At 41.6% G+C, this 23,520-nt stretch carries 20 protein-coding genes and 1 riboswitch; of the genes, 14 read left to right on the top strand and 6 right to left on the bottom strand.

What is annotated here, in order from left to right; genetic code table 11:
- The first annotated feature begins 2 nt into the window (after positions 1–2).
- Both NZ848_RS12025 and NZ848_RS12020 read left to right on the top strand, forming a co-directional pair.
- Positions 3–1,514, top strand: coding sequence for a vanadium-dependent haloperoxidase (locus NZ848_RS12025; RefSeq protein WP_259015673.1), 1,512 nt, complete (start codon positions 3–5; stop codon positions 1,512–1,514).
- A gap of 59 nt (positions 1,515–1,573) precedes the next feature.
- Positions 1,574–2,128: a YbhB/YbcL family Raf kinase inhibitor-like protein gene (locus NZ848_RS12020; RefSeq protein WP_259015672.1), complete on the top strand. Its 555-nt coding sequence runs from the start codon at positions 1,574–1,576 to the stop codon at positions 2,126–2,128.
- Between the two features lie 64 nt (positions 2,129–2,192).
- On the opposite strand, the gene NZ848_RS12015 is transcribed toward NZ848_RS12020, so the two are convergent.
- Positions 2,193–2,774 carry a 7-carboxy-7-deazaguanine synthase QueE gene (locus NZ848_RS12015; protein ID WP_259015671.1) on the bottom strand — a complete coding sequence of 194 codons (582 nt, stop codon included), beginning with the start codon at positions 2,772–2,774 and terminating at the stop codon, positions 2,193–2,195.
- 273 nt (positions 2,775–3,047) lie between these two features.
- On the opposite strand from NZ848_RS12015, the gene ispG reads away from it, so the two are divergent.
- From ispG to NZ848_RS11985, 6 genes are all read left to right on the top strand, one after another.
- Positions 3,048–5,018 carry a (E)-4-hydroxy-3-methylbut-2-enyl-diphosphate synthase gene (gene ispG, locus NZ848_RS12010; protein WP_259015670.1) on the top strand — a complete coding sequence of 657 codons (1,971 nt, stop codon included), beginning with the start codon at positions 3,048–3,050 and terminating at the stop codon, positions 5,016–5,018.
- Between the two features lie 16 nt (positions 5,019–5,034).
- On the top strand, positions 5,035–5,226 hold the full coding sequence (locus NZ848_RS12005) for a DUF6728 family protein (RefSeq protein ID WP_101727198.1): 192 nt from the start codon (positions 5,035–5,037) through the stop codon (positions 5,224–5,226).
- 10 nt (positions 5,227–5,236) lie between these two features.
- Positions 5,237–5,593 carry an MmcQ/YjbR family DNA-binding protein gene (locus NZ848_RS12000; RefSeq protein WP_259015669.1) on the top strand — a complete coding sequence of 119 codons (357 nt, stop codon included), beginning with the start codon at positions 5,237–5,239 and terminating at the stop codon, positions 5,591–5,593.
- Positions 5,594–5,597: 4 nt separating this feature from the next.
- Complete coding sequence (locus NZ848_RS11995; RefSeq protein ID WP_253522218.1) at positions 5,598–6,152, top strand: tetratricopeptide repeat protein; 555 nt, start codon at positions 5,598–5,600, stop codon at positions 6,150–6,152.
- 9 nt (positions 6,153–6,161) lie between these two features.
- Entirely contained in the window at positions 6,162–6,581 is a 420-nt protein-coding gene (locus NZ848_RS11990; RefSeq protein WP_101726954.1) for a gamma-glutamylcyclotransferase family protein, read from the top strand.
- A 173-nt stretch (positions 6,582–6,754) separates the two neighbouring features.
- Positions 6,755–9,247, top strand: a complete 2,493-nt coding sequence (locus NZ848_RS11985) for a DUF5686 and carboxypeptidase-like regulatory domain-containing protein (RefSeq protein ID WP_259015668.1) — start codon at positions 6,755–6,757, stop codon at positions 9,245–9,247.
- Positions 9,248–9,344: 97 nt separating this feature from the next.
- On the opposite strand, the gene NZ848_RS11980 is transcribed toward NZ848_RS11985, so the two are convergent.
- Positions 9,345–11,537, bottom strand: coding sequence for a glutamine synthetase III family protein (locus tag NZ848_RS11980; protein WP_253535484.1), 2,193 nt, complete (start codon positions 11,535–11,537; stop codon positions 9,345–9,347).
- Positions 11,538–11,728: 191 nt separating this feature from the next.
- Between NZ848_RS11980 and NZ848_RS11975 the strand changes: the two genes are divergently transcribed.
- Entirely contained in the window at positions 11,729–13,567 is a 1,839-nt protein-coding gene (locus NZ848_RS11975) for an LTA synthase family protein (protein ID WP_259015667.1), read from the top strand.
- 2 nt (positions 13,568–13,569) lie between these two features.
- The gene (locus NZ848_RS11970) at positions 13,570–13,836 is read left to right on the top strand and encodes a (2Fe-2S) ferredoxin domain-containing protein (RefSeq protein ID WP_253535480.1); all 267 of its coding nucleotides are present in this window, start codon (positions 13,570–13,572) and stop codon (positions 13,834–13,836) included.
- Between the two features lie 122 nt (positions 13,837–13,958).
- Here the strand turns inward: NZ848_RS11970 and metE are convergent, their stop codons facing one another.
- The 3 genes from metE to NZ848_RS11955 form a co-directional block, all read right to left on the bottom strand.
- Complete coding sequence (metE, locus tag NZ848_RS11965) at positions 13,959–16,274, bottom strand: 5-methyltetrahydropteroyltriglutamate--homocysteine S-methyltransferase (RefSeq protein ID WP_259015666.1); 2,316 nt, start codon at positions 16,272–16,274, stop codon at positions 13,959–13,961.
- A 174-nt stretch (positions 16,275–16,448) separates the two neighbouring features.
- Positions 16,449–16,601: riboswitch (cobalamin riboswitch) on the bottom strand.
- A 199-nt stretch (positions 16,602–16,800) separates the two neighbouring features.
- The gene (locus tag NZ848_RS11960) at positions 16,801–17,325 is read right to left on the bottom strand and encodes a ferritin (protein WP_259015665.1); all 525 of its coding nucleotides are present in this window, start codon (positions 17,323–17,325) and stop codon (positions 16,801–16,803) included.
- 116 nt (positions 17,326–17,441) lie between these two features.
- The gene (locus NZ848_RS11955) at positions 17,442–17,807 is read right to left on the bottom strand and encodes a hypothetical protein (protein WP_259015664.1); all 366 of its coding nucleotides are present in this window, start codon (positions 17,805–17,807) and stop codon (positions 17,442–17,444) included.
- A gap of 561 nt (positions 17,808–18,368) precedes the next feature.
- On the opposite strand from NZ848_RS11955, the gene NZ848_RS11950 reads away from it, so the two are divergent.
- Positions 18,369–19,385 (top strand): glutamine synthetase beta-grasp domain-containing protein, encoded by a 1,017-nt coding sequence (locus NZ848_RS11950; RefSeq protein ID WP_253535473.1) that lies wholly within the window; start codon positions 18,369–18,371, stop codon positions 19,383–19,385.
- Positions 19,386–19,447: 62 nt separating this feature from the next.
- Here NZ848_RS11950 and NZ848_RS11945 read toward each other — a convergent pair whose 3' ends face one another.
- A complete protein-coding gene (locus NZ848_RS11945) occupies positions 19,448–19,936 on the bottom strand; it encodes a GNAT family N-acetyltransferase (RefSeq protein ID WP_259015663.1) in 489 nt (162 codons plus the stop codon).
- Positions 19,937–20,042: 106 nt separating this feature from the next.
- On the opposite strand from NZ848_RS11945, the gene mtaB reads away from it, so the two are divergent.
- The 3 genes from mtaB (at position 20,043) to NZ848_RS11930 (ending at position 23,515) form a co-directional block, all read left to right on the top strand.
- A complete protein-coding gene (gene mtaB, locus NZ848_RS11940; protein WP_259015662.1) occupies positions 20,043–21,371 on the top strand; it encodes a tRNA (N(6)-L-threonylcarbamoyladenosine(37)-C(2))-methylthiotransferase MtaB in 1,329 nt (442 codons plus the stop codon).
- Between the two features lie 234 nt (positions 21,372–21,605).
- On the top strand, positions 21,606–22,970 hold the full coding sequence (locus NZ848_RS11935; protein WP_259015661.1) for a M20/M25/M40 family metallo-hydrolase: 1,365 nt from the start codon (positions 21,606–21,608) through the stop codon (positions 22,968–22,970).
- Positions 22,971–23,101: 131 nt separating this feature from the next.
- Entirely contained in the window at positions 23,102–23,515 is a 414-nt protein-coding gene (locus NZ848_RS11930; RefSeq protein WP_259015660.1) for a hypothetical protein, read from the top strand.
- Positions 23,516–23,520 lie beyond the last annotated feature (5 nt).

Below are 23,520 nucleotides of genomic sequence, written 5' to 3'. Positions count from 1 at the left end.
CTATGAAGAAATCTTTTTTGACTGGAATTTTAATCATAGTTTATTTAGGAGTATTTGGGCAACAAAAACCAACTGCCAAATCCACAACAACTGGCAAGCAAGTACCGGCCGTTAAAAAAGCTAACCCTCCTAAAACAACTGCAAATGTAAAGCCTGCAACTGTAAATACACAACAGGAAGAAGAAATTGAAGAAATTGACGACGCATCGGCCGCAGATTCGGCAAATGTAGGTTCAACTTTCAGAAAGAAGGAGCCGCAACGTAAATACAATTACGAAACCTCTGACCTGATGGTGCATTGGCATGAGCTCATTTTTGATTTAATTGAACAAACCCAGGGCTACAGCCCAAATGTAGCCGCACGAAACACCGCTTACATTAATATTGCGGCTTACGAGGCAATTTTACCAGCCTACACCGACAATTTTTCGTTATCGGGTCAGTTACAGGATTTCAAAAAGCCCGACAGCCTATTTATAGACAGCACCGATTTCAACGCCCCTCTGGCTGCTTCAACAGCCATGTTTACCATGGTCGACAAAATGTTTGTGTCGTCTCCATTTATCTGGATGGAAAAAGTTTATGCCCTTAAAGATTCAATCAATAGTTATTTTTCAAAAAAATTACCAGCCGAAACCGTTGAGAAATCGCAAAAATATGGGGTAAAAATTGCCAATTGGGTTTATAATTATTCCATGACAGACGGTGGGCATAATACATTTATGCGCACTTATGACATGAACTATAAATTGCCTGTTTGTACCTCATGTTTTGAAATAAACCGTGTGGCCGACCTCGAAAACACAGGCCCGCTGCATCCGTACTGGGGAAAAAACCGCACTTTTCTGCTCGAAAACCAGAATGGCGTAGATATAAAGCCGAAGGTTGAGTTTTCTATTTACCCCAGCTCTCAGTTTTATAAGATGGCTATGGAGGTCTACAATATTTCAAAAGAAGTAAAACCCAACAGTAAGAAACTACAGATCGCCAATTTCTGGGACGACGCCGCCGCATTTACTTACTCGGCACCAGGGCACTCCATTTCTATTCTTACACAGGTATTAAAGCAAAATCCGAAAAGCCTTGATATAGCCGCCGAGCTTTACAGTAACCTGACAATTGGCCTGAACGATACTTTTATTGCCTGCTGGAAAACCAAATATGAGCAGAATTTTATCAGGCCTATTGCGTATATCAAACGCTATATTGACAGCAAGTGGGAACCAGCCCTGCTTACCCCGCCATTCCCGGAGTTTCCGTCGGGGCATTCTGCGCAATCGGCAACGATGGCCACTATTCTTACCGAAAAAATGGGCGACAACCATAGTTTTATTGATTACTCAAAGTATTTTGTAGGTGCACCCCGCAAATTCAGTTCTTTCTGGGAAGCAGCCAACGAATGCAGTATATCAAGGGTTTATGGAGGTATCCATTTCAGAGACGGTATAGAACAGGGTGCCGCAATGGGGAAAATGATTGGTAAAAATACCTTACGCCTCCAATATAAAAAGTAGCTATTTGTTTTTAAGAGACTCTGTCTAAAATTTACTGATAAACTCAAAACCAGATTGATATGAAAAAAACAGGGGTATATTTTCTATGCGTTATGCTGTTTGGCAATGTGGCATTGGCGCAGAACTTCACTTTAAAAAGCAATGACCTGGGTGGGCAAGCCACCATCAAAGAGTTTTATAATAGTTTTGGTTGTTCCGGTCAGAACATCTCTCCTCAATTATCCTGGACAGGTATTCCCAAAGGCACTCAAAGTTTTGCGGTTACCATGTATGATAAGGATGCCCCGACAGGCAGTGGTTTCTGGCATTGGGTGATATTCAATATTCCGGCAAACGTTACGGAACTGAAGGCCGGTGCGGGCGATATAAACAAATTTATTGCTCCAAAAGAGGCTATCCAGAGCATTACTGATTATGGTACAAACGGATACGGCGGCCCATGCCCTCCTCCGGGCGCCCCGCACCAATACCTCATTACAGTTTATGCTTTGAAAACAAAGCTTGATTTAGATAAAAATGCAAGCCCGGCCATAGTAGGTTTTAACCTTCATGCCAATGCTTTAGCTATAGCCTCTATTGTGATGTACGGGCAACGTTTTAAGTATGGGCAATAGTTGAACCTTAAAGTAGATTTTCTTTAGCCCCATCCCTTTAGAAGGGAAGGGGCATATTTAGGTTTCATGGAATATCCATATACTTATGGGTTTGCAGGCTCACTCTCCATTTGGGGTTTGCTTTTACATAATCAATAATCAGCGGTAGCATTTCCTCATGCCTGCTCCATTCAGGTTGTAATAGCAAAATACAGTTTTCATTCATCAATGCCGCGTATTTCTCTGCAAAGGCAAAATCACTCTTGTTGTAAACGATTACTTTCAGTTCATTGGCCTGCTTATAGATGCTTTCATGTGGTGTTTTAAATTTCTTGGGCGAGAAACACACCCAGTCCCAATGCCCGCTCATTTCATATACGCCAGACGTTTCAATATTGGTTTTAAAACCGGCTTTTTGCAGTGAAGCCGTTAATTCATCAAGGTTATACATCAATGGTTCGCCACCTGTAATTACTGCCATTCTGCCTGTATAGGCCAAAGCGCCCTCAACAATTTCATCCACAGTAAATTGCGGATGAATGGAGGCATCCCACGACTCCTTCACATCGCACCATACACAGCCAACATCACAACCTCCTAACCTTATAAAATAGGCAGCTTTGCCAGCATGGTATCCTTCTCCCTGAAGGGTATAAAAAGATTCCATCACCGGCAGTTTAATTAATTCTGAAACCATTCAAGTATTTTTTTTGCAAAATTATCAATAATCCGGCATTAATGCGCAATCATGGCCGCAGCTTGCATACAATCTTGATTTTTTAGAACAATGCATCATTAAATCACAAATTAAGGGTGTGTTTTTGGTATTTATCAGTCTATATCAGCGATTTTTCAATTTCTGATAAATTTTTCAACCTTTCTTGCATAAAACTCGTTATATTCATGGTTAGATTTGCGTCAAAAAACAGAACATAAATAGATGTCTGAGTCTGAAAAAAAATATTGTGATTCGTTAACCGAATACACCCGTAGAAAAACCGTACAGGTAAAAATAGGTGATTTATGGCTGGGGTCTGACTACCCGATCAGGGTGCAGTCAATGACCACCATTGACACTATGGATACAACAGGGTCGGTAGAACAGTCAATCAGAATGATTGAAAGCGGTTGCGAGCTGATTAGAATTACTGCACCCAGCGTAAAAGAAGCACAGAATCTTGAAAATATTAAAAATGAGCTACGCCGCAGGGGTTATACTACTCCTTTAGTAGCTGATATTCATTTTACACCCAATGCAGCCGAACTGGCCGCAAGAATTGTTGAAAAAGTAAGAATAAACCCGGGCAACTACGCTGATAAAAAGCGTTTCGAGTTTATTGAGTATACCGAAGAAAATTATCAGGCCGAACTGGAGCGAATCAGAGACCGTTTTCTGCCTCTGATAAGAATTTGTAAAGAGTACGGCACTGCCATGCGTATTGGCACCAATCATGGCTCACTATCTGACAGGATTTTGAGCCGCTATGGTGATACCCCACTCGGAATGGTTGAATCTGCTCTGGAGTTTCTCAGAATCTGCGAAGACGAAAATTATTTCAATATCGTTATTTCGATGAAATCGTCTAACCCGCAGGTAATGGTTGAAGCCTACCGGTTACTGGTGCAAAGACTTGCCGCCGAAAACCTGAAACCTTATCCGTTGCACCTGGGTGTTACAGAAGCCGGTGAAGGCGAAGACGGCCGAATCAAATCGGCAATGGGTATTGGTACCTTGTTGGAAGACGGCCTCGGCGACACCGTGCGTGTAAGCTTAACAGAAGACCCTGAGTTTGAAGCGCCGGTAGCACGTGCATTGGTAGACCGCTATGCCCGTAGAAATGAAAAAGCGCAGCCCATAGCCCCAATCAATTCCATCCCCGTTAATCCTTACCAGTACCAAAGACGCGAAACGCTGGAGGTTGGCAATTTCGGAGGCTTGAACGTGCCGAGAGTAATTGCTGATTTTTCTGATACAATTGTTGAAAAGCACGAAGATTTAAAGCCAATAGGGCATTTTTATTTACCCTTGCCTGATAAATGGCGCATGAATGATATAGGTGCCGATTATATTTTTAGCGGCAAAACGCCTATTCCGTTTATGCTACCCAATGGCCTGAAAGAGATTCTGGATGCTGAAGCATGGAAGTTGCATGAAGACAAAGTCAATAAGTTTCCTTATTTTGATACCCCCAGTTTTGCCGATGCCATTGCTACAAACCAAATGCACCAGGCTATCAATTTTGTAAAAGTAACGCTGGCCGATTTAACACCGGCTTTTGCAGAAATAATAAAACAGCATCCTACTCTAGTGTTGGTGGTTGAAACAGCCAATGAGGCGGCCATGCCAGAACTACGTAAGATATACTTTGAATTACTGAATGCCGGAATCAAAAACCCGGTTGTTTTGAAACGCAATTACAAAGGCCAGGCAGAAGTAGATGCCCAGTTATATGCCGCTACCGATTGCGGCGGGCTTTTGGTTGACGGCTTCGGTGATGGCATTCTTTTATCGTTCGATAACCCTGCTGCTGCCAATAGCACATCGTTTGGTATTCTGCAGGCGGCGCGTACACGGATGAGCAAAACAGAGTACATCAGTTGCCCGTCGTGCGGTCGTACACTGTTTGATTTGCAGGAAACCACCGCCTTGATACGCAAACATACCGACCACCTGAAAGGCGTTAAAATTGGCATTATGGGTTGTATTGTAAACGGGCCCGGAGAAATGGCCGACGCCGATTATGGCTATGTAGGCATAGGCAAAGACAAAATTGCGCTGTATCGCGGGCAAAACGTGGTGAAGAAGTCGGTACATGCCGACAACGCAGTCAATGAATTAATAGAACTAATTAAAGAAGATGGTCGCTGGTTAGAGCCTGAAGTATTAGAAATGGAGCTGCTGAACGACTGACAATTATAGAACCATGATGAATAAAATCAAACATTATCTGGCTATCGGGCCTGTATTTGCTTACTTTCTAAGGGTTTTCCGTAAAGACAAAGAAGGCAAATATCCGCATAGCTTCAATTTGAAAATGATGCACGGAATCAACAGAATTTCCATCATCATATTTCTTTTCTGTCTGGTGGTAATGGTTACCCGTTGCGCAACACGTTAAACCATGTGTTATGAATCTTGATTCGTTCAGAGAATTTTGTCTGGCAAAAAAAGGAGTTACTGAAGAAACACCCTTTGGGCCTGATGCGCTGGTATTTAAAGTAATGGGCAAAATGTTTGCCTTGGTAGGTATTGACAACCATCCGCTGGTTATCAGCCTCAAAAATACACCTGAAAAGAATGAAGAGCTCAGGGCAGAATATGACGGCATTACAGGGGCGTTTCACATGAATAAAAAACATTGGAACAGCGTAATAGCCGATTCACGTATAAAAGACCCGGTTTTGAAAGAACTGATAACGGAGTCTTACGACCTGGTTGTTAAAAGTTTACCCAAAAAAACGCAGGAAGAACTCAAAAAAGAATAATCTCATGGAGGCTTTGCTGATTGGCATACCGTTTATGATATTTATCTATCTGAGAATCAGACTAGGTCAGGATGTTACGCCCCAGGAGTATGACGAAATCCTGTTCAAAGAAGGCGTAGTGTATTACAATAATGCCGACTATCTGGCGGCTTTCAGGTACTTCAACCTTGCGGTGCTCAACTATCCCAAATCTTCAACTGCTTATTTATTCAGAGGCAAATGTCATTATTATTTTGAGAACTGGGAAGCCGCTCTGGCCGACTTTGAAAAATCTATAAGGATAGATAATGCACTGGCCGAAACTTTCCGTTGGAAAGCCCTGTGCCATTATCATCTTGAAGACTATAAAATGTCGCTTTTTGAACTTAAACGCGCTTCAAGAATGTATCTGGATAAAAACCCGGAAGTAATGAGAATGATTGGCGAGCTGGAGTTCAGAACGGCAGATTTTGAAAGTGCAGAAAAAAGTTTTAAAATAGCTGCCCGGTTGGGTGATAACCAATCTACTCAATTGTTAAAAACGCTTTTTTTTGAACATAGTAAAAAAGCATCAAGTTGAATCAAAGAAATGAATGAAAATCAGTATCTGTTTGTGTATGGTACTCTTTTGAGCGAGTACGGAAACATTGAATCGCACGATTGGATAAATCAGTATGCCGAACCTTTGGGTAAGGCAGCAATGGAGGGCAAAATGTATATGGTAGACTACTACCCGGGTATAATACCTTGCCCCAGCGGAGAAAAATACTTTGTAAAAGGAGAACTCTACCAATTGAAAGAACCTGACAAGCTGTTTTCTCTCTTAGACAAATACGAAGAGTACTACCCGATGGACCCTGACCACTCTGAATACGTAAGAAAAAAAGCCAGGGTAATACTGAAAAGCAATCAGCAGGAATACGAAGCCTGGGTGTATTATTTCAATCAGTCGGTTGAAGACCTTGAATTTATGCCCAAGGGAGATTTCATAAACGAATACCATAAATAGCGGCTGAATTACCGCCTCAGAAAAACACAAAGTTGGCAGATAAACCCTGCCAACTTTTTTTGTATTTTTTCAACAATAACTATTATAAAAACACTTATTTTAATAAATAAGGCAACCTTTGGCAGAGCGGCTGCGTTTTATCTTATAGATTAGTGAATTCACCAAGATATGAAATGAAAAGACTTTACTTGTTGGTCTTATACCTTGCATCCACCATTGCTGCTGCTCAAAATTCTTACACTATTAAAGGCAAAGTAACAGACTTTGTTACGCATGACCCTGTACCGTTTGCCTCTATCAGCTTAAAAAATACCACCATCGGCAAAAACACCGATTTTGAAGGTAATTTTGTTCTCATACTTCCGGCACTCAATTCAGACTCCCTGCTTGTAAGCTGTATGGGCTATGCCAGTAAAACCGTTTTTATACGGCGCGACTCCCTGACCCAAACGGTCAATATCCAATTAAAACCAACCGAGATTCTGTTGCATGAAATCACCGTTCATGCCGGAGAAAACCCCGCCTGGGCTATTATCAGGAAGGCAGTAGCTGCCAAATCAGAAAACAATTTCAAGAAATTAAGCGCCTTTGATTACAAAAGCTATAATAAAATTGAGGTTGATATCAATAACATTACAGATAAGCTCAGAAAACGAAAACTGGCGCAAAAAGTAAACAAAGCCATTGAAGAACTGGGTACACTAACTGACGACGAAGGTAAGGCACTGGTGCCGACGTTTATATCTGAATCGGTATCGCATTATTATTTCAGAAACGACCCCCGGTTATCGAAGGAAATAATAGAAAAGACCAACATTAAAGGCATTGGCGTTACTGATGGCAGCCTTACGTCGCAGTTGATAGGTTCTACATTTCAGCAATATAATTTTTATGTCAATCAGGTTGATATCCTGAACAAAACATTTGCCTCTCCTATTGCCGACGACTGGCGCCTGGTATATGATTATTACCTGGCAGACAGCACCTACCTGGGCGACGATTTCTGCTACCGAATTGAGTTTACACCCAAAAGAAAGCAGGATTTAGCCTTTGCTGGCACCATGTGGATACATAAAGGCACCTGGGGAATTGTGCAGATAGACGCGGCCATCTCAAAAGATGCCAACCTTAATTTTGTAGAAAGAATTAAAATTCAGCAGGAACTTGAACCCGTAGATAATATCTGGATGCCCGTTAAAAACCGGATTCTGGTTGATGTCTCTGAAGTTACCAAAGGTTCGGCCGGGCTTTTGCTCAAGTTTACCAACTATAACGAAGATATTGTTATAAACCGCCCCAAAGATGTAAAGTTCTACGCAAGCGGTATTGAGATATCGCCAGACTACCGCGAGACCGACAATAAATACTGGCAGTCGGTACGGCCGGAACCATTTACAAGAGACGAACAACTGGCCTATACCATGATAGACACCATCAAGACTATACCGGCCATTAAAAACTATACAGAAATAGCCAAGATTCTTACCAGTGGCTATACCCGCTTGTTTCCAGGCATTGAGTTGGGCTCATTGGTTTACACAGGCGCCATAAACGATGTTGAAGGCGTGCGCCTCAGGCTGGGTTTAAGAACCAATTATGAGTTCAGCAGAAAATGGGTGCTGGAAGGTTACCTTGCTTATGGCACAAAAGATGAAGAATGGAAAATGAGCGGAGAAGTAACCCGTATTTTTTCAAGAAAGCCATGGACAACCATGAGCATGAAGGTTTCTCATGATATTGAGCAGGTAGGCTTGCGCAAGGAAGACCTGGGGTTGGGCCCTATTTTTTCGGCCTACATGCGTTTCTTCACTTTGAACAGACCGTATTATGAAAACGAAAACAGAATACAGTTTCAGCGAGAAGTATCAAAGGGTGTGTTTACCTCGTTTGGAGTAAGAACCCGGAGTTTCGACCCCCTCTATAATTTTCAGTACAGAAGTTTACCACACATGGGCGACACCTCGCCTCTTACCACGCGCTTTAACACATCAGAGCTGTTGTCTGAAATAACTTTTGCGCGTGACGAACTGGCTGTTATTAACGATAACGAAAGGCTCAGCTTTGGCACGGTTAAGTCTCCTACCATTACCTTCAAATATACACTTGGCGCCAAGAATATTCTGAATAGTGATTTTAATTACCATAACCTGATGGCCAAGTTCAGCCATACGCTTAATCTCGGATATTTTGGTAAGACCTACTACAGAGCAGAGGCAGGGGCCATATTTGGTACCGTTCCTTACCCATTGCTGAAAAGCCATCTCGGTAACGAATCCATTTTTATTGTCAGCAACTCTTTCAACCTCATGAATATCTTTGAGTTTGTCAGTGACCGCTACGCCACCGTTCGATACAATCATGACTTTGAGGGCTTGCTATTTAACCGTTTTCCGCTCATTAAAAAATGGAAATGGAGAACCTTTACCACCGGAAAATTTTTATGGGGTACATTAAGCGATAAAAACTATTCAATTACGCCCCCCAATTCTGATGCCGGCTTCAGAAATTTCTCAGGGCTGGGCAAAGCTCCCTATATTGAATTAGGCTATGGAGTAAGCAATATTTTTAAGTTTTTCAGGGTTGAAGCCATGCACCGCCTTACCTACCTTGACAAGCCGGATGTACAGCGTTTTGGGGTTAAGGTTTCTGCCGAAATAACACTTTAAGCATTGTATTCTATTTTCAGGAAATTACCCAAAAGAAAAAGGTTTGTTCAATCAATTGCTGAACAAACCTTTTTTTGATTTAGTATTAAGCCAGGTATTATCTGATATACAGCAACTCTCTGTATTTCACCAGTGGCCAGTCTTCATCGTCTATCAGTAATTCAAGTTTATCAACATGATATCTGATTTCTTCAAAGAAATTCTTAATGTCGTTTCCGTAAAGTTTTGCTCTTTCTTCAATGTCGTCTATGGCATTGGCATGCTTGCGTGCTTCTGTCATCTCTTCTACTTTTTTAGATATTTCAGAAACCCGTAACGATATTTCCTTAATGATATTCAATACTGGCTCGGCCTCTTTGTTGAGATCCATATCGCGCAACGCCTTGGCGGTTTGCACCATCTTGCCCTGATAGTTAACAGCCGTAGAAACTACGTGATTCATTGCCAGATCGCCGATAAGGCGAGATTCAATCTGAATTTTCTTGATATAATTCTCCAGTTCTATCTCATAGCGGGCATGAATTTCGCGCTCTGTCAGCACGCCGAGTTTTTCAAATACTGCAATAAACTCAGGTTTCAGATAGGCTTTCAGCGCTTCTGGAGCACTGGCAACGTTAGACAAGCCCCTTCTGGCCGCTTCGTCTTTCCACTCGTCAGAATAACCGTTTCCTTCAAACAATATCTTCTTTGACTCCTTAATATATCCTTTCAGAATCTTTACAATTACTTCTTCTTTTTTACCTTCATGCTCGGTCATTTCCGCATCAAAATCCTGGCGGAATTTTATCAGCTGATTAGCCACAATGGTATTCAGCACCATCATCGGCTGGGCTGAGTTGGCAGAACTACCCACAGCGCGGTATTCGAACTTATTACCGGTAAATGCAAACGGCGAAGTACGGTTTCTATCGGTATTATCAAGCAAAATAGACGGAATACGATTTAAACCCAGTTTAATATACGCGTTTTCACCTTTCTCAATAGAAACTATTTCTTTGTTTTCAATGTCTTCCAGTACCTTAATCATTTCTGAACCAAGGAAGATAGAAACAATGGCCGGAGGCGCCTCATTAGCACCCAGGCGGTGTTCGTTGCCTGCGGTGGCAATACTTGCTCTCAGCAAATCGGCATTGTCGTGAACGGCTTTTATTACGTTTATCAAGAACGTTACAAAACGTAAGCTCTCTTTAGGTTTGGTACTTGGGCCTAAAAGGTTTACGCCGGTATCTGTACCCATCGACCAGTTGTTGTGCTTACCGCTACCGTTAATACCAGCAAATGGTTTTTCATGAAACAAAACTTCGAAGTGGTGTTTTTTAGCTACTTTACGCATCACATCCATTAACAGAATGTTGTGGTCGCAGGCAAGATTTACTTCTTCAAAAGTCGGGGCTACTTCAAACTGAGCCGGGGCTACCTCGTTATGACGCGTTCTAACCGGAATACCCAGTTTCAGACACTCAAATTCAAAGTCAACCATAAAGGCATTAACTCTTGGGGCAATACTGCCAAAGTAGTGGTCTTCCAGCTGCTGGCCTTTTGCCGGGGCATGGCCAAAAACAGTTCTACCGGCCATCATCAGGTCAGGTCTGGCATTGAATAAGGCCTTATCCACGAGAAAATACTCCTGTTCTGCTCCTAATGTAGCTGATACTTTCTCAACATGACGGTCAAAAATAGTGGCTACTTCGGTAGCTGCTTTGTCGAGCACCGATAGAGACTTTAACAACGGCGATTTGGAATCAAGCAGCTCACCTGTGTACGAAACAAAAATAGAAGGTACACAAAGCGTACCTGTGCCGGCGTCGTTGTAAATAATAAATGCCGGAGAGGTTGGGTCCCAGGCGGTATAACCACGCGCCTCAAAAGTGGCCCTGATACCCCCGCTCGGAAACGAAGAGGCATCTGGTTCTTGCTGCACCAATGAGCTGCCTTTGAATTTCTCCAGGGCTTTGCCATCAAAATTAATGTCAAAAAAAGCATCATGTTTTTCGGCAGAGCCACCCGTTAAAGGTTGAAACCAGTGCGTATAGTGTGTGGCACCTTTTGAAACGGCCCACGATTTCATGGCAGACGCCACCTCGTCAGCTATCTCACGATCAATTCTTTCACCACTCTTAATGGCAGTTGTTACTTTGGTATATGCCTCCGGCGACAACATGGCGCGCATCACGTCATCATTAAAGATATTTGCGCCATAGTATTCTGTTACTTTGCCAGCAGGTATGTCTACTTTAATAGTTTGGCGGGTTTGGGCTTCATCTACCGCCTTAAATCTTAATCTTGCCATTTTTTATTAGTAGTTTTGTTGAGATGTCCTATATTTGGGGTTAAAAATAGAGAAAGTACATCGATTAAAAAAGCATTTATAACTTTTGATCAATAAGTGATATTTCTTTATTAAAAACAAGTCTGCCAGCCTCAATTATTGGCTGCGCAAACTTTGACCAAAGCTTGAGCTAATTTTACTAAACCGATTCAATGAAAGAAAGATTACAATTTTTACTGATTTACTATGGGTTTTGGGTTATCTTCTTTCTGGTTGCAAGACTAATTTTTTTGGGTTATCATATTGAAGACACCAAACTGCTTACCTTGCAAACCGTATGGGGGATTTTCTGGAACGGTATAAGAATGGATTTTTCAATGGCGGGTTACCTGTCTGTTATTCCTTTTTTGCTGGTGGCATTCTCTAACTTCATTAAAAAAAGCAGGCTCGAAAACTGGATTTTCAGCTATACTTTTATAATGGTTCTTTTTGCCAATCTCATTGTTGTAATTGATCTTCAGGTTTTTAATACCTGGGGATACCACCTGGATGCCACCCCTTTGCGGTATCTGAAAACACCGCGCGAAGCCTGGGCATCGGTTAGTTCTTCTCCGCTCTTGCAGTTGTTTCTCAGCTTTCTGATACTGCTAACCGTTGCGTCATTAATTGTTTACAGAATCATAACGCGTAATATTGACAACTGGAATTACATAGACAATCTGCCTTTTATTCCGGTTGCAATTCTTGTTACCGGCTCGCTGATTATACCCATACGCGGCAGCCTGGGGGTATCGCCCATGAACCAGAGTACCGTTTATTTTTCAACTAATAATTTTGCCAATATTGCTGCGGTTAACCCCACCTGGAACTTCTTCAGCGCGCTGGTTAATGGTTCTATAGATAAGGTAAATTCTTATACCTACCTGCCTAAAGAAGAATTGAGCGACAAAATCAAGGAATTATATGTAAGCTCAAAAAAAGGGCAGAAAATTTTAAAACAGGGTATCAAAAAACCAAATGTACTGATTGTAATCTGGGAGAGTTTTACAAAAAAGGCAACCGGACATCAGATTAATGGTCTTGAAGTTACCCCCCGTTTCAATGCCCTGAAAAAAGAAGGCGTTTATTTTTCGAATATTTATGCCAGCGGCGACAGAACAGACAAAGGCATACCGGCTATTTTGAGTGGGTATCCGGCACAGCCAATTGCTTCTATCATTACAGAACCCAACAAATCGGCCAAGTTGCCGGTTTTAAGTAAAGATTTTGAGCAGAACGCCTACGCAACCGATTTTTATTATGGCGGAGAAATTGAATTTGCCAATATTAAGTCTTATCTCTATTCTTCTGATTTTCAGAAGATTGTGAGCAAGCAGGATTTTGATTCAAAATACTGGAACTCTAAATGGGGTGCACATGACGAAATCGTTTTTAACAAGTTTCTGGCCGACCATGCCACAGTGAATCAGCCGTTTTTCTCGACCATATTAACGCTGAGCAGCCATGAACCATTTGAAATTCCGATTGCCAACGCCTTTGAGGGTGATGATGAGCAAACAAAATTCATGAATGCGATGTATTATGCTGATCATTCGCTCGGTGACTTTATTGAAACGGCTAAAAAACAGCCCTGGTGGAATAACACCCTGGTTATTATCATAGCCGACCACGGCCACCGGATACCGCCAACTGGCAAAAAAGTTGATGATTTTAAAATACCGATGCTTTGGCTGGGTGGCGCTTTGGCTAAAACGGGCATTGAGGTTTCGTCGGTGGCATCGCAGATAGACATTTCAGCTACTTTGTTGCATCAGGTGGGTTTGAACGCCTATGCCTATAACTGGAGTAAGAATATTTTTGACCCCAAAGCAAGACCATGGGCGTTTTTCTCGTTTAATAATGGGTTTGGGTTTGTGCAACCAAAGAAAAACCTTATTTTCGACAACATCGGTAAGAAAATGATTGAGTCTGACGGAGACATTACCCCTCATGACCTTGAATTAGGCAAAGCGCTTATTCAGCGTACTTTTCAGGATTACCTAGATAAATAGCCATGAGCAAGATAGAAATTCCTGAGCACACCATATTTGTGTGCGACGGTAGTAAATGCGGTAAATACAGCAAAGAAATAAGGAAGGTTTTTAAAGAGAAAATCAAAGAAAACCATCTGAAAGCAGAAGTATTGCTTGTAAAGATGGACTGCTCTGATAATTGCGATTACGCGCCTGTGGTTAGTTTTCAGCCGGAAAACGCCTGGCATGGAGAAGTAACAGAGAAGAAAGCAGAGAAATTTTTTGGTAAATATATATTGGGTGAATAAAACCCGATAGGCTTCATTTCTCTCCGCATCGGCAGTATGACCCCACATGAGGGAGCGAACGCCGTGCGGAGAGATTTTTGTTTTACTACTTCCCGACAGTTGGGGAAGGTCGGGATGGAGCCTTACGAATTAATCTGCACCACCCTACGCATACGTTTGGCAGCCTCTATCATGTTTTTAAGGGCTTCTTCGGTTTCTTGCCAGCCTCTGGTTTTAAGGCCGCAGTCGGGGTTTACCCATAAGTTGCGGGCAGGTATTACTTCCAGGGCCTTATCGAGCAAGGAAACCATTTCTTCAACAGTCGGAATCCTCGGAGAATGTATGTCATAAACCCCCGGCCCTATTTCGTTCGGATATTTAAAGTCTGCAAAGGCCTTTAGTAATTCCATCTGAGAGCGCGACGTCTCAATGGTTATCACATCTGCATCCATAGCTGCAATAGATGAAATGATGTCGTTAAACTCAGAATAACACATGTGGGTATGAATCTGCGTTTCGTCTTTCACCCCGGCTGCGCTCAATCTGAAAGCATTCACCGCCCATTTCAGGTACTCGTCCCATTTCGATTTTCTGAGTGGCAAGCCTTCTCTGATAGCCGGCTCATCAATCTGTATCACCTTAATGCCTGCTTTTTCTAAGTCAACTACCTCATCTCTGATAGCAAGCGCAATCTGGAAAGCCGTTTGCGAGCGGGGTTGGTCGTCTCTCACAAATGACCACTGCAATATGGTAACCGGCCCGGTAAGCATGCCTTTCATTAAACATTTTGTTTTTGACTGTGCAATGGCCGACCAGCGGACTGTCATGGCTTGTGGGCGTTCTATGTCGCCGTAGATGACGGGTGGTTTTACACAGCGGCTACCATAGCTTTGTACCCATCCGTTTTGTGTAAATACGTAGCCCGTCAGTTGCTCACCGAAATATTCAACCATGTCGTTTCTTTCAAACTCACCGTGTACCAGCACATCAATGCCCAGGTCTTCCTGCCAGCTGATTGCTTTTTCAATCTCTTCTTCAATAAGTTTTTCATAGGTTTCGGGCGATATTTCTCCTTTTTTCAGGCTTACACGTAATTTTCGTATTTCTAAGGTCTGTGGGAATGACCCAATGGTGGTTGTAGGGAAAACCGGCAGGTTCAGAGCCTTCCATTGCAGCTTTTGTCTGATCTCAAAATTGCTTTCACGGTTAAAATCATGCGCATTTAATTTTCCCAATCGTTCTTTTACGAATGTTTTGTGAATTTTTGCAGATTCCCTGCGTTGTCTGATTACCTGCTGGTTTTCTGTCAGTGTGTCCAAATACGTATGGGTTGTTTCTGGCTCAGCCAGTTTGGCTAGGGTAGCCACCTCCCAGAGCTTTTGTCTCGCAAAGGCGAGCCAGTTTTTGATTTCAGCCGGGAGCGACTCCTCATCTTTTTCAAATGCAAGGTCGCAAGGCACATGTAATAATGAGCATGACGGGGCTACCGCCACCCTGTTTGCACCAAGTGTTTGCAAAGCCGTTTTTATAAGCGCTAAGGAAGCAGTAAAATTGTTTTTCCAGATATTCCGGCCATCCACTATTCCTAATGAAAGAATTTTTTCTGAGGCCCTGAACCCTTCATTGCTTAAAATGGCTTCTAGCTGCTGTGGCGCTCTAGCCAAATCAATATGCAGGGCATCAACAGGTAAAGAAAGCGTCAGCATCAAATTATTCCCCAGGTCTTCAAAATAAGTGGCAAGTAATAATTTTTGTTCAGGCAGGGCCTTCCTGATTACCTGATATGCCTTTGCAAAAGCTATCGTTTCTTCTTGGCTCAGGTCCATTACCAGATAAGGTTCATCAATCTGAATCCATTGTGCGCCTTTAGCATATAGTCCCTTCAATATTTCAAGATAAATCGGCAAAAGCGCATCCAACAGGTCTATTTTATTAAAACCCGCTTCTTTTTCTTTACCTAGTAACAAATAAGACACCGGCCCAATCAATACCGGCTTTGTTAAAAATCCCTGCTCTCTGGCTTCTTCAAACTCTTCTATGGCTTTCTTCGAGAAATTGCTGAACTGCTGATTTTTTACAAATTCTGGCACAATGTAATGGTAGTTGGTGTCAAACCACTTGGTCATTTCCATAGCGCTTATATCCATACCGTCTTTTTGCACACCCCTTGCCATAGCAAAATAGAGCTCCAGTTCATTCGTCTGCAAAGAATGGTATCGCGTGGGTATGGCCCCCACCATGAGCGACATATCCAGTACCTGGTCGTACAATGAAAAATCGTTAGACGGCACAAGCTCAATACCTGCTTCAGTTTGAATCAGCCAGTTTTTAAGCCTGATTTGTCGTCCGGTGTCCAACAATTCTTCTTTTGTGATTTTACCTGCCCAGAATGCCTCGCAGGCTTTTTTTAATTCGCGTTTGTTACCGATGCGCGGGTAACCCAGATTGTGAGTAAACATTTGATTGATTTGTTAAAGGTTATCATTACCCCGAACCCACCAATTCCCGTTTCAAGGCCGGGATTTTACAGAAAAAACAAAGCAATGCCATCCCAACCAATTATTAATGGCCGGAACATCCTTTTTTTGATTCCATAAAAACAATGCTTGACTAAAACCTTAATCGTGAAGGCCTAGCCATTTAGGTTAACGGCAAGTATCTGACTTTTAAACTGTTCTCCAAGGAACATTTAATTACAGTAGCACGTCTGTTCGTGATTCTCACACGATTCCTTCTTGGTTTTATTAAAGCAAGCCTCAATAAAAACCGTTAACCCGATTGAAAGGTATTGCGAAGACACTGCAAAAGTAAAATAAAACATCTGTTTTCAAAACAAAATTAAGATAATATGTCTATTATTAATTATAATATTAGATACAAACGCTATAATAATTGAAATAGTCAGATAAAATATTTTATTGCTGTACGCATAAAAACTAAAAAAGCACAGGCAATACCTGTGCTTCGTCTTACAGAAAACAAATTTTATTCTTCTGTGCCTATTTTTCCTATTTCTTTATCAACTACAAACAATCCGGTGCCGTCAGTACCAATCACATCAAACAGTTCAAGGGCACGGCGGGCGTTGGCTTCTTCTTCAATTTGTTCTTTTACAAACCATTGTAAGAAATTCTCAGTGGCGTAATCTTCGGCATTACGGCATTTGGTAACCAGTTTATTGATAGTATGCGTTACGTTAATCTCGCTTTGTAAGGCAGCTTCAAACACACTCTGGAAAGTCCCCCACTCTAATTGCGGCGTTTCAACGGCAGGGCTGATGGCTGTTCCGCCTACAGATGCTACGTAATGGAAAATTTTCAGCATGTGCTCGCGCTCTTCGTTCGACTGGCGATACAGGTATTCGGCGCTTTTAATGTAGCCATTGCGCTCACACCATGAGCCCATCGACAAATATTTGGCAGAAGCCTCAGCTTCCATTTTTATCTGCGCATTTAATGCGGTTTCAATTTCTTCTTTAAGAGACGTACGAAGTCTAACCAGGTCTTTCATAGTATAAATAATATTGTTTATTCAAATGTATGACAATATTACAATCAGAAAACCGTAATTGTTCAAATGAAAGCCCGAAAAGGTAAAATTTAGATATAATCTAAATATAGAGAAGATTAAACAACTTCATAATCGCCCAGCAATTCAATCAGAAATGAATTAACATATAAGGCAAACTTGGCACCAGACAATAACTCTCTCAGGTGGATAAGGTCACAAAGGTGTAGTGTAAATGTATGATTAGTATTAGGTGCCTCAATGATGTCGAAGTCGGCCTCGTCAGATAAATCGTATAGTTTATCTATAATATTAATGCTGTCAACCAGCCGTTTAAAATTTATAAAATTATGAATTTTAAATGCTGTGGTCATTCCTCCAAACTCAACAAAAATCCTGTTAGTCAGGTCACATTGCCAAACAATCCCTTTATTTGTTTTATGCAGCTCCGCTTTCATTCTTTCCGGCACGTTCAGTTTTTCCATTTCTTCAAAACTCTGATTGACTGTAAAAATATTACACTACAAAATTAGGTGCTGTTTAGAATAAATCCAAATAAAATTAAAACTATTTGGAACTGGTCTAAATAATTATTTTCTGTTTGTGCATACCTCTCAAAGTATTCTATTTTTTACCGCCAAAACCTCATAAAGTTGCGTTTCACCTGTGAGTATTTATACTTATTGCAGCCAAAGTATCTTCACTAGTGTTTCTTAGAAAAATGAAATCCGATAAAAATGCAATTTTGAAAAATATTAGTGCAATTTGAGGCCAATATTTATATTTTTTTTGTTATTTCGTCAAAAATAGGTTTCAAAAATGATTGATGTATCATTAAAATTAGTAGATTTACAACATAATCACACTCAAAGAATTATTATAAACCAAGGCAATCTTAATATTTCTATAATTAATTGCATTTTTTAAAGAAAATAAAATTTTTCACTAAAATAATTGCTGTTTAAAGAATCTTATATTGTTTTTTGCATTTATATTTGTAACATATTCTTTGATCAATAACCGATACATCTTAAAAAATTACAACAATGTCAGTAGCTAAATTAGAGTACATCTGGCTTGACGGTTACAAACCAACTCAAAGCCTTCGCAGCAAAACCAAAATAGAAAAGAATTTCAGTGGCAAATTGGAAGATTGTGATATGTGGTCTTTCGATGGCTCTTCTACTGAACAAGCTCCTGGTGGTTCGTCTGACTGTTTATTGAAACCCGTTTTCATTTGTCCTGACCCTGCTCGTCTGGGAACTGGTTATTTAGTAATGTGCGAAGTATTGAACGCCGATGGTACTCCTCATGAGTCAAACGGTCGTGCTACTATTGAAGATGACGATAACGATTTCTGGTTCGGTTTTGAGCAAGAGTATTTCTTGTGGAATCCGGAAACCAACAAACCCTTAGGCTTCCCTGTAAACGGCTACCCTGCTCCGCAAGGCCAGTATTATTGCTCGGTTGGCGCTAACAACGCTTTCGGTCGTGAAATCATTGAAGAACACTTGGAAATTTGTCTGCAAGCTGGTTTGAACGTTGAAGGTATCAACGCTGAGGTAGCTGCCGGACAATGGGAGTTCCAGGTATTTGCAAAAGGTGCAAAACAAGCAGGTGACGAAACCTGGATTGCACGTTATTTTCTAGAAAGATTAGGTGAAAAATATAATGTTGCAATTAACTGGCATTGTAAGCCACTAGGCGCAACAGACTGGAATGGTTCTGGTATGCACGCAAACTTCTCAAATACTATCTTGAGAACTGCAGGCAAAAAAGAAACTTACGATATTATATGTCAGGCGTTCGCTCCATTTGTGAAAGAACACATTGCTGTTTACGGTGCCGATAACCACCTTCGTTTAACTGGTAAGCACGAAACACAATCAATTGACAAATTCTCTTACGGTGTGTCTGACCGCGGTGCGTCTATCCGTATCCCGATTGCAGCGGTTCAGAAAGGTTGGAAAGGCTGGTTGGAAGACCGTCGTCCAAACTCAGCGGCAGATCCATACAAAGTGGCTGCGCGTATTATCAAAACCGTTAAGACTGCAGAAGTATAAGACTTTTTCGAATAATATTTTGTTTACAAAGCCCCATTATATTTTGATGGGGTTTTTGTTTTTTAATAGGCAATGGTTTTTGAAAACAACCACACATTTCCACCCTGCCGCTCTTTCACTTCGCTTTCTAAAGTTAATCCCACTTTTTCCAATATCCTCACCGATGCCCTGTTCCGGCTGTCTACAAAACCAATTATTTTTTCAGGTTTCAGGGTTTCCAGGGCATAATCCATTAATGCCTGCGCCATTTCAGAGGCTAATCCCTTGCCCCAGTAATCTTCAAAAAGACTGTAGCCAATTTCAACCACACCCGGCGATTCGACCGCCAGCTTGGCTAGACCGATTGTCTGGCCACTGGCAGCATCCAGTACAAAATAGTTACCGGCAATGGGCTCATCGGTAAATTTCAGGTATCTTTCAATGGCTTCCTCTTTGGTTAAAGCGTGGCCAGTTATGTATTTCATTACCGGGTAAGTAAACTGTGCATCTGTAAATAGGTCAACGCACGATTCGTTAATTTTCAGAAAGTTGAGTCTTGAACTTTTTAGCATAAAAAAGCATTGATTTTTTGGGTCGGTAGTATTGATTCCATTGGTTTTCAATGATATAGAGACAAATCTATTAATTTTAATTAAATTTGCACAGAAATTTGAATATATGAAGAAAGTAGCGTTTTATACGTTAGGTTGTAAACTTAATTATTCTGAAACCTCAACCATCGGCCGGATGTTTGAAGAGCGGGGGTATCAGAAAGTTGAGTTCAACCAACAACCTGATATTTTTATAATTAATACCTGCTCGGTTACCGAAAACGCAGACAAGAAGTGCAAAAAGATAGTTAAGGAAGCCAATAAAATAAACCCGGATGGCTACGTAGCTATTATAGGTTGCTATGCCCAGCTTAAACCAAAGGAAATTTCTGAAATTGAGGGCGTAGATGCGGTGCTGGGCGCTGCTGAAAAATTCAGGCTTATTGATATCATCGGCGATTTTGTAAAAGAGCCTAAACAGGCAAGCGCAAAAGTATATAATTCAAATATTGAAGAAGCCATTGATTACCATACTTCTTATTCATTAAATGACCGTACCCGTACTTTTCTGAAAGTGCAGGATGGCTGCGATTATCCTTGCGCTTATTGCACTATTCCACTGGCCAGAGGCAAAAGCCGCTCAGATACAATTCAGAATGTATTGAAAGCGGCCTGTGAAATTGCCAATAGTGGTGTAAAAGAAATTGTGCTTACGGGTGTAAACATCGGTGATTTCGGCCTGCAGCATGATGAAAGAAAAGAAACTTTTCTGGAACTGATCAAAGCACTGGACGAAGTAGAAGGTATTGAAAGATTCAGGATTTCCAGCATCGAGCCAAATTTGCTTACTGATGAAATCATTGAGTTTGTGGCGCAATCAAAACGTTTTGTACCGCATTTTCATATTCCTTTGCAGTCTGGCTCCAACAAAGTATTAGGGTTGATGCGCCGCCGGTACAAAAGAGAATTATATGCCGACAGGGTAACGAAAATTAAAGAGTTGATGCCTGATTGTTGTATTGGAGTTGATGTAATTGTAGGCCACCCGGGCGAAACTGACGAGGAGTTTCTGACTACCTACCAGTTCTTAAACGATTTAGATATTAGTTACCTGCACGTTTTTACTTACTCAGAGCGCCCTAATACAACCGCCTTGAGTATTAAACCCGTTGTACCTGCCAGCAAAAGAGCTGAACGCTCCAAAATGCTGCATATCCTGTCTGATAAGAAAAGACGCTTTTTCTACGAGCAGCAATTAAGCAAGTCTTTTACGGTATTGTTTGAGGAAGATGTTGAAAACGGCTTGATGCAGGGCTTTACTGAAAACTATGTACGTGTAGTTGCCAAATATGACCCATTGCTAATCAACGAGACCAAAAAAGTTAATCTGGTTGCAATAAACGAAGAAATGCTGGTTGAAGTAGAAGAAACATACGAGGAGCTGGTTCATGCTTAAATCTATTTATTAGTTATATTTAAGGATGTTTCTTAACCGAAGCATCCTTTTTTGTTTAATTCGTAACTATACCGCCGACTTTAGTCGGTATAATGAATGATAGCCTTCTTCAATCCATAATTCCTCAACTTACTCTACAAACTGTCTGTTTGTGTCTAAATCTTTTTGCGTGGTTGTTTTCATCTGCCAATTGTTTAGTATTTTTGTTTAGAGACATCTAATCAAAACATATCTATGAAAAAAGTACTCCTGGCAATCAACTTCATCATTATCTCTTCTCAACTGTCAGCTCAGAAAATCATTAACCGCGACCCACAAATTGAGGCAATCGTCAATCAGGTTTCAAGCGATAGCCTGAAAGCATATATCGACAAACTGGTAAGTTTTGGCACCAGAAGCACGCTATCAACCACTACCGACAACAAACAGGGTATTGGGGCCGCCCGTAGGTGGGTTTTAAGTAAGTTTCAGGAATTTGCCAGGCAATCAGATGGCCGTATGACCGCTTATATTGATACCTGGACGCTCCAGCCCGATGGTAAACGTGTTGATAAAACCATTGAAATTGGCAATGTAATGGCCACATTAAAAGGCACCGACCCCACCGACAACCGGATTTTTATTGTAAGCGGCCATATAGACAGCCGTGTTACAGATGTAATGAACCGCGAAGCTGACGCACCCGGCGCTAATGATGACGGCAGTGGAACCGTTGCCGTTATTGAACTGGCCCGGGTAATGGCAAAGTCGAAATTTCCGGCAACTATTATATTCGTAACCGTGAGCGGCGAAGAACAAGGGCTTTTGGGCGCTAATCATCTGGCTGAAAAAGCAGTTGCCGAAAACTGGAATATTGAAGGCGTGCTCAATAACGACATCATGGGTTCAAACCACAGCAATGAAACCAATATAATAGACAATACACGTCTGCGGGTTTTCAGCGAGGGTTTACCGGCCTTTGAGATGGATAAAAAGGTGGGGGCAATCAGACAGTATGGGGTAGAGAATGACGGTAAAGCCCGCCAGCTGGCGCGTTATGTAAAAGAAGTAGGTGAACGATACGTTGATAACCTGGAAGTGGTAATGATATACAGAAACGATCGTTTCTTACGCGGTGGTGACCATACCCCGTTTGTGAACAAAGGCTTTGCTGCTGTGCGTCTTTCTGAAATGAACGAGAATTTTTTGCGTCAGCATCAGGATTTACGCATTGAAAAAGGCATTGAAATTGGCGATCATGCCCGATACATGGATTTTGAATACCTTCGCAAAAACACAGCCATTAATGCTGCAACTCTGGCCAATATGGCAAAGTCACCATCGATGCCGGAAGATGTAATTCTTGATGTGCGAGGCCTGGGTAATTCAACCAGTTTACGCTGGAAAGCTTCAAAAACCGGTAAGGTAAAAGGATACTACGTTTTAATGCGCGAAACCGCCATGCCCTACTGGCAGAAAAAATTCTTTACCACAGATGTAAAAATTACGCTGCCTTACTCTAAAGATAACTACTTTTTTGCAGTGCAGGCCGTTAGCGAAGACGGTAATGAGAGTTTACCGGTGCTGCCAAGAGTTGGTTTAAGAAATGCCGGTGAATAGTATTTACAAAACAAGGCAACCTCAATCAACCGGGTGACTTGTTTTAATGTAAAACGCTGGCTATAAAAATTTTACTTCTATTCCAACGTTTTTTGCCGCTAAAGCATCATTCAGGTAAATAACCTAATTAAATGAAAACATTTATAAAAATTTTCGTATTCGCCTTTGCTTTTGCGGCTTGTCAAAAAGATGCTGTTGTGCCTGAAAAACTGGTTGGTAAATGGAACCACACCTACCAGATCCAGACCAAAACTACCGATGGCTCCTGGAGCCGGTGGCAATACATCTCAACCTTTGCCGCTATCGCTCCAATAGAGTTCACGGCTAACGGCCGTTTCCTGCGCGACGGCAAAGACGGCGCAGAATGCTGCTCTGCCGGAAATAAATTTACTGTAGTAAACGAAAAGATAATTTTTTCAGACCTGAAAAGCTGCCCTTACGCAAGCTGTATGCCTTGCTCAGAATGGGGAATTCCGCGCCTGGATACCGATACACTGGTTGTTGAAAGCTGCGGCACCCGTGTCAAGTACTCAAGAGCAAAATAATTTAG

It is taken from the genome of Emticicia fluvialis, assembly GCF_024793945.1.
Lineage (GTDB): Bacteria > Bacteroidota > Bacteroidia > Cytophagales > Spirosomataceae > Emticicia > Emticicia fluvialis.
Note: the sequence above shows the minus strand (reverse complement) of the source record. Positions and strands in the feature narration are given on the sequence as shown.

Bases quoted from the DNA above. Each gene is read 5' to 3' on its own strand.
- NZ848_RS12025 (WP_259015673.1), top strand. From the start codon at position 3: ATGAAGAAATCTTTTTTGACTGGAATTTTAATCATAGTTTATTTAGGA.
- NZ848_RS12020 (WP_259015672.1), top strand. From the start codon at position 1,574: ATGAAAAAAACAGGGGTATATTTTCTATGCGTTATGCTGTTTGGCAAT.
- NZ848_RS12015 (WP_259015671.1), bottom strand. From the start codon at position 2,774: ATGGAATCTTTTTATACCCTTCAGGGAGAAGGATACCATGCTGGCAAA.
- ispG (WP_259015670.1), top strand. From the start codon at position 3,048: ATGTCTGAGTCTGAAAAAAAATATTGTGATTCGTTAACCGAATACACC.
- NZ848_RS12005 (WP_101727198.1), top strand. From the start codon at position 5,035: ATGAATAAAATCAAACATTATCTGGCTATCGGGCCTGTATTTGCTTAC.
- NZ848_RS12000 (WP_259015669.1), top strand. From the start codon at position 5,237: ATGAATCTTGATTCGTTCAGAGAATTTTGTCTGGCAAAAAAAGGAGTT.
- NZ848_RS11995 (WP_253522218.1), top strand. From the start codon at position 5,598: ATGGAGGCTTTGCTGATTGGCATACCGTTTATGATATTTATCTATCTG.
- NZ848_RS11990 (WP_101726954.1), top strand. From the start codon at position 6,162: ATGAATGAAAATCAGTATCTGTTTGTGTATGGTACTCTTTTGAGCGAG.
- NZ848_RS11985 (WP_259015668.1), top strand. From the start codon at position 6,755: ATGAAAAGACTTTACTTGTTGGTCTTATACCTTGCATCCACCATTGCT.
- NZ848_RS11980 (WP_253535484.1), bottom strand. From the start codon at position 11,537: ATGGCAAGATTAAGATTTAAGGCGGTAGATGAAGCCCAAACCCGCCAA.
- NZ848_RS11975 (WP_259015667.1), top strand. From the start codon at position 11,729: ATGAAAGAAAGATTACAATTTTTACTGATTTACTATGGGTTTTGGGTT.
- NZ848_RS11970 (WP_253535480.1), top strand. From the start codon at position 13,570: ATGAGCAAGATAGAAATTCCTGAGCACACCATATTTGTGTGCGACGGT.
- metE (WP_259015666.1), bottom strand. From the start codon at position 16,274: ATGTTTACTCACAATCTGGGTTACCCGCGCATCGGTAACAAACGCGAA.
- NZ848_RS11960 (WP_259015665.1), bottom strand. From the start codon at position 17,325: ATGAAAGACCTGGTTAGACTTCGTACGTCTCTTAAAGAAGAAATTGAA.
- NZ848_RS11955 (WP_259015664.1), bottom strand. From the start codon at position 17,807: ATGGAAAAACTGAACGTGCCGGAAAGAATGAAAGCGGAGCTGCATAAA.
- NZ848_RS11950 (WP_253535473.1), top strand. From the start codon at position 18,369: ATGTCAGTAGCTAAATTAGAGTACATCTGGCTTGACGGTTACAAACCA.
- NZ848_RS11945 (WP_259015663.1), bottom strand. From the start codon at position 19,936: ATGCTAAAAAGTTCAAGACTCAACTTTCTGAAAATTAACGAATCGTGC.
- mtaB (WP_259015662.1), top strand. From the start codon at position 20,043: ATGAAGAAAGTAGCGTTTTATACGTTAGGTTGTAAACTTAATTATTCT.
- NZ848_RS11935 (WP_259015661.1), top strand. From the start codon at position 21,606: ATGAAAAAAGTACTCCTGGCAATCAACTTCATCATTATCTCTTCTCAA.
- NZ848_RS11930 (WP_259015660.1), top strand. From the start codon at position 23,102: ATGAAAACATTTATAAAAATTTTCGTATTCGCCTTTGCTTTTGCGGCT.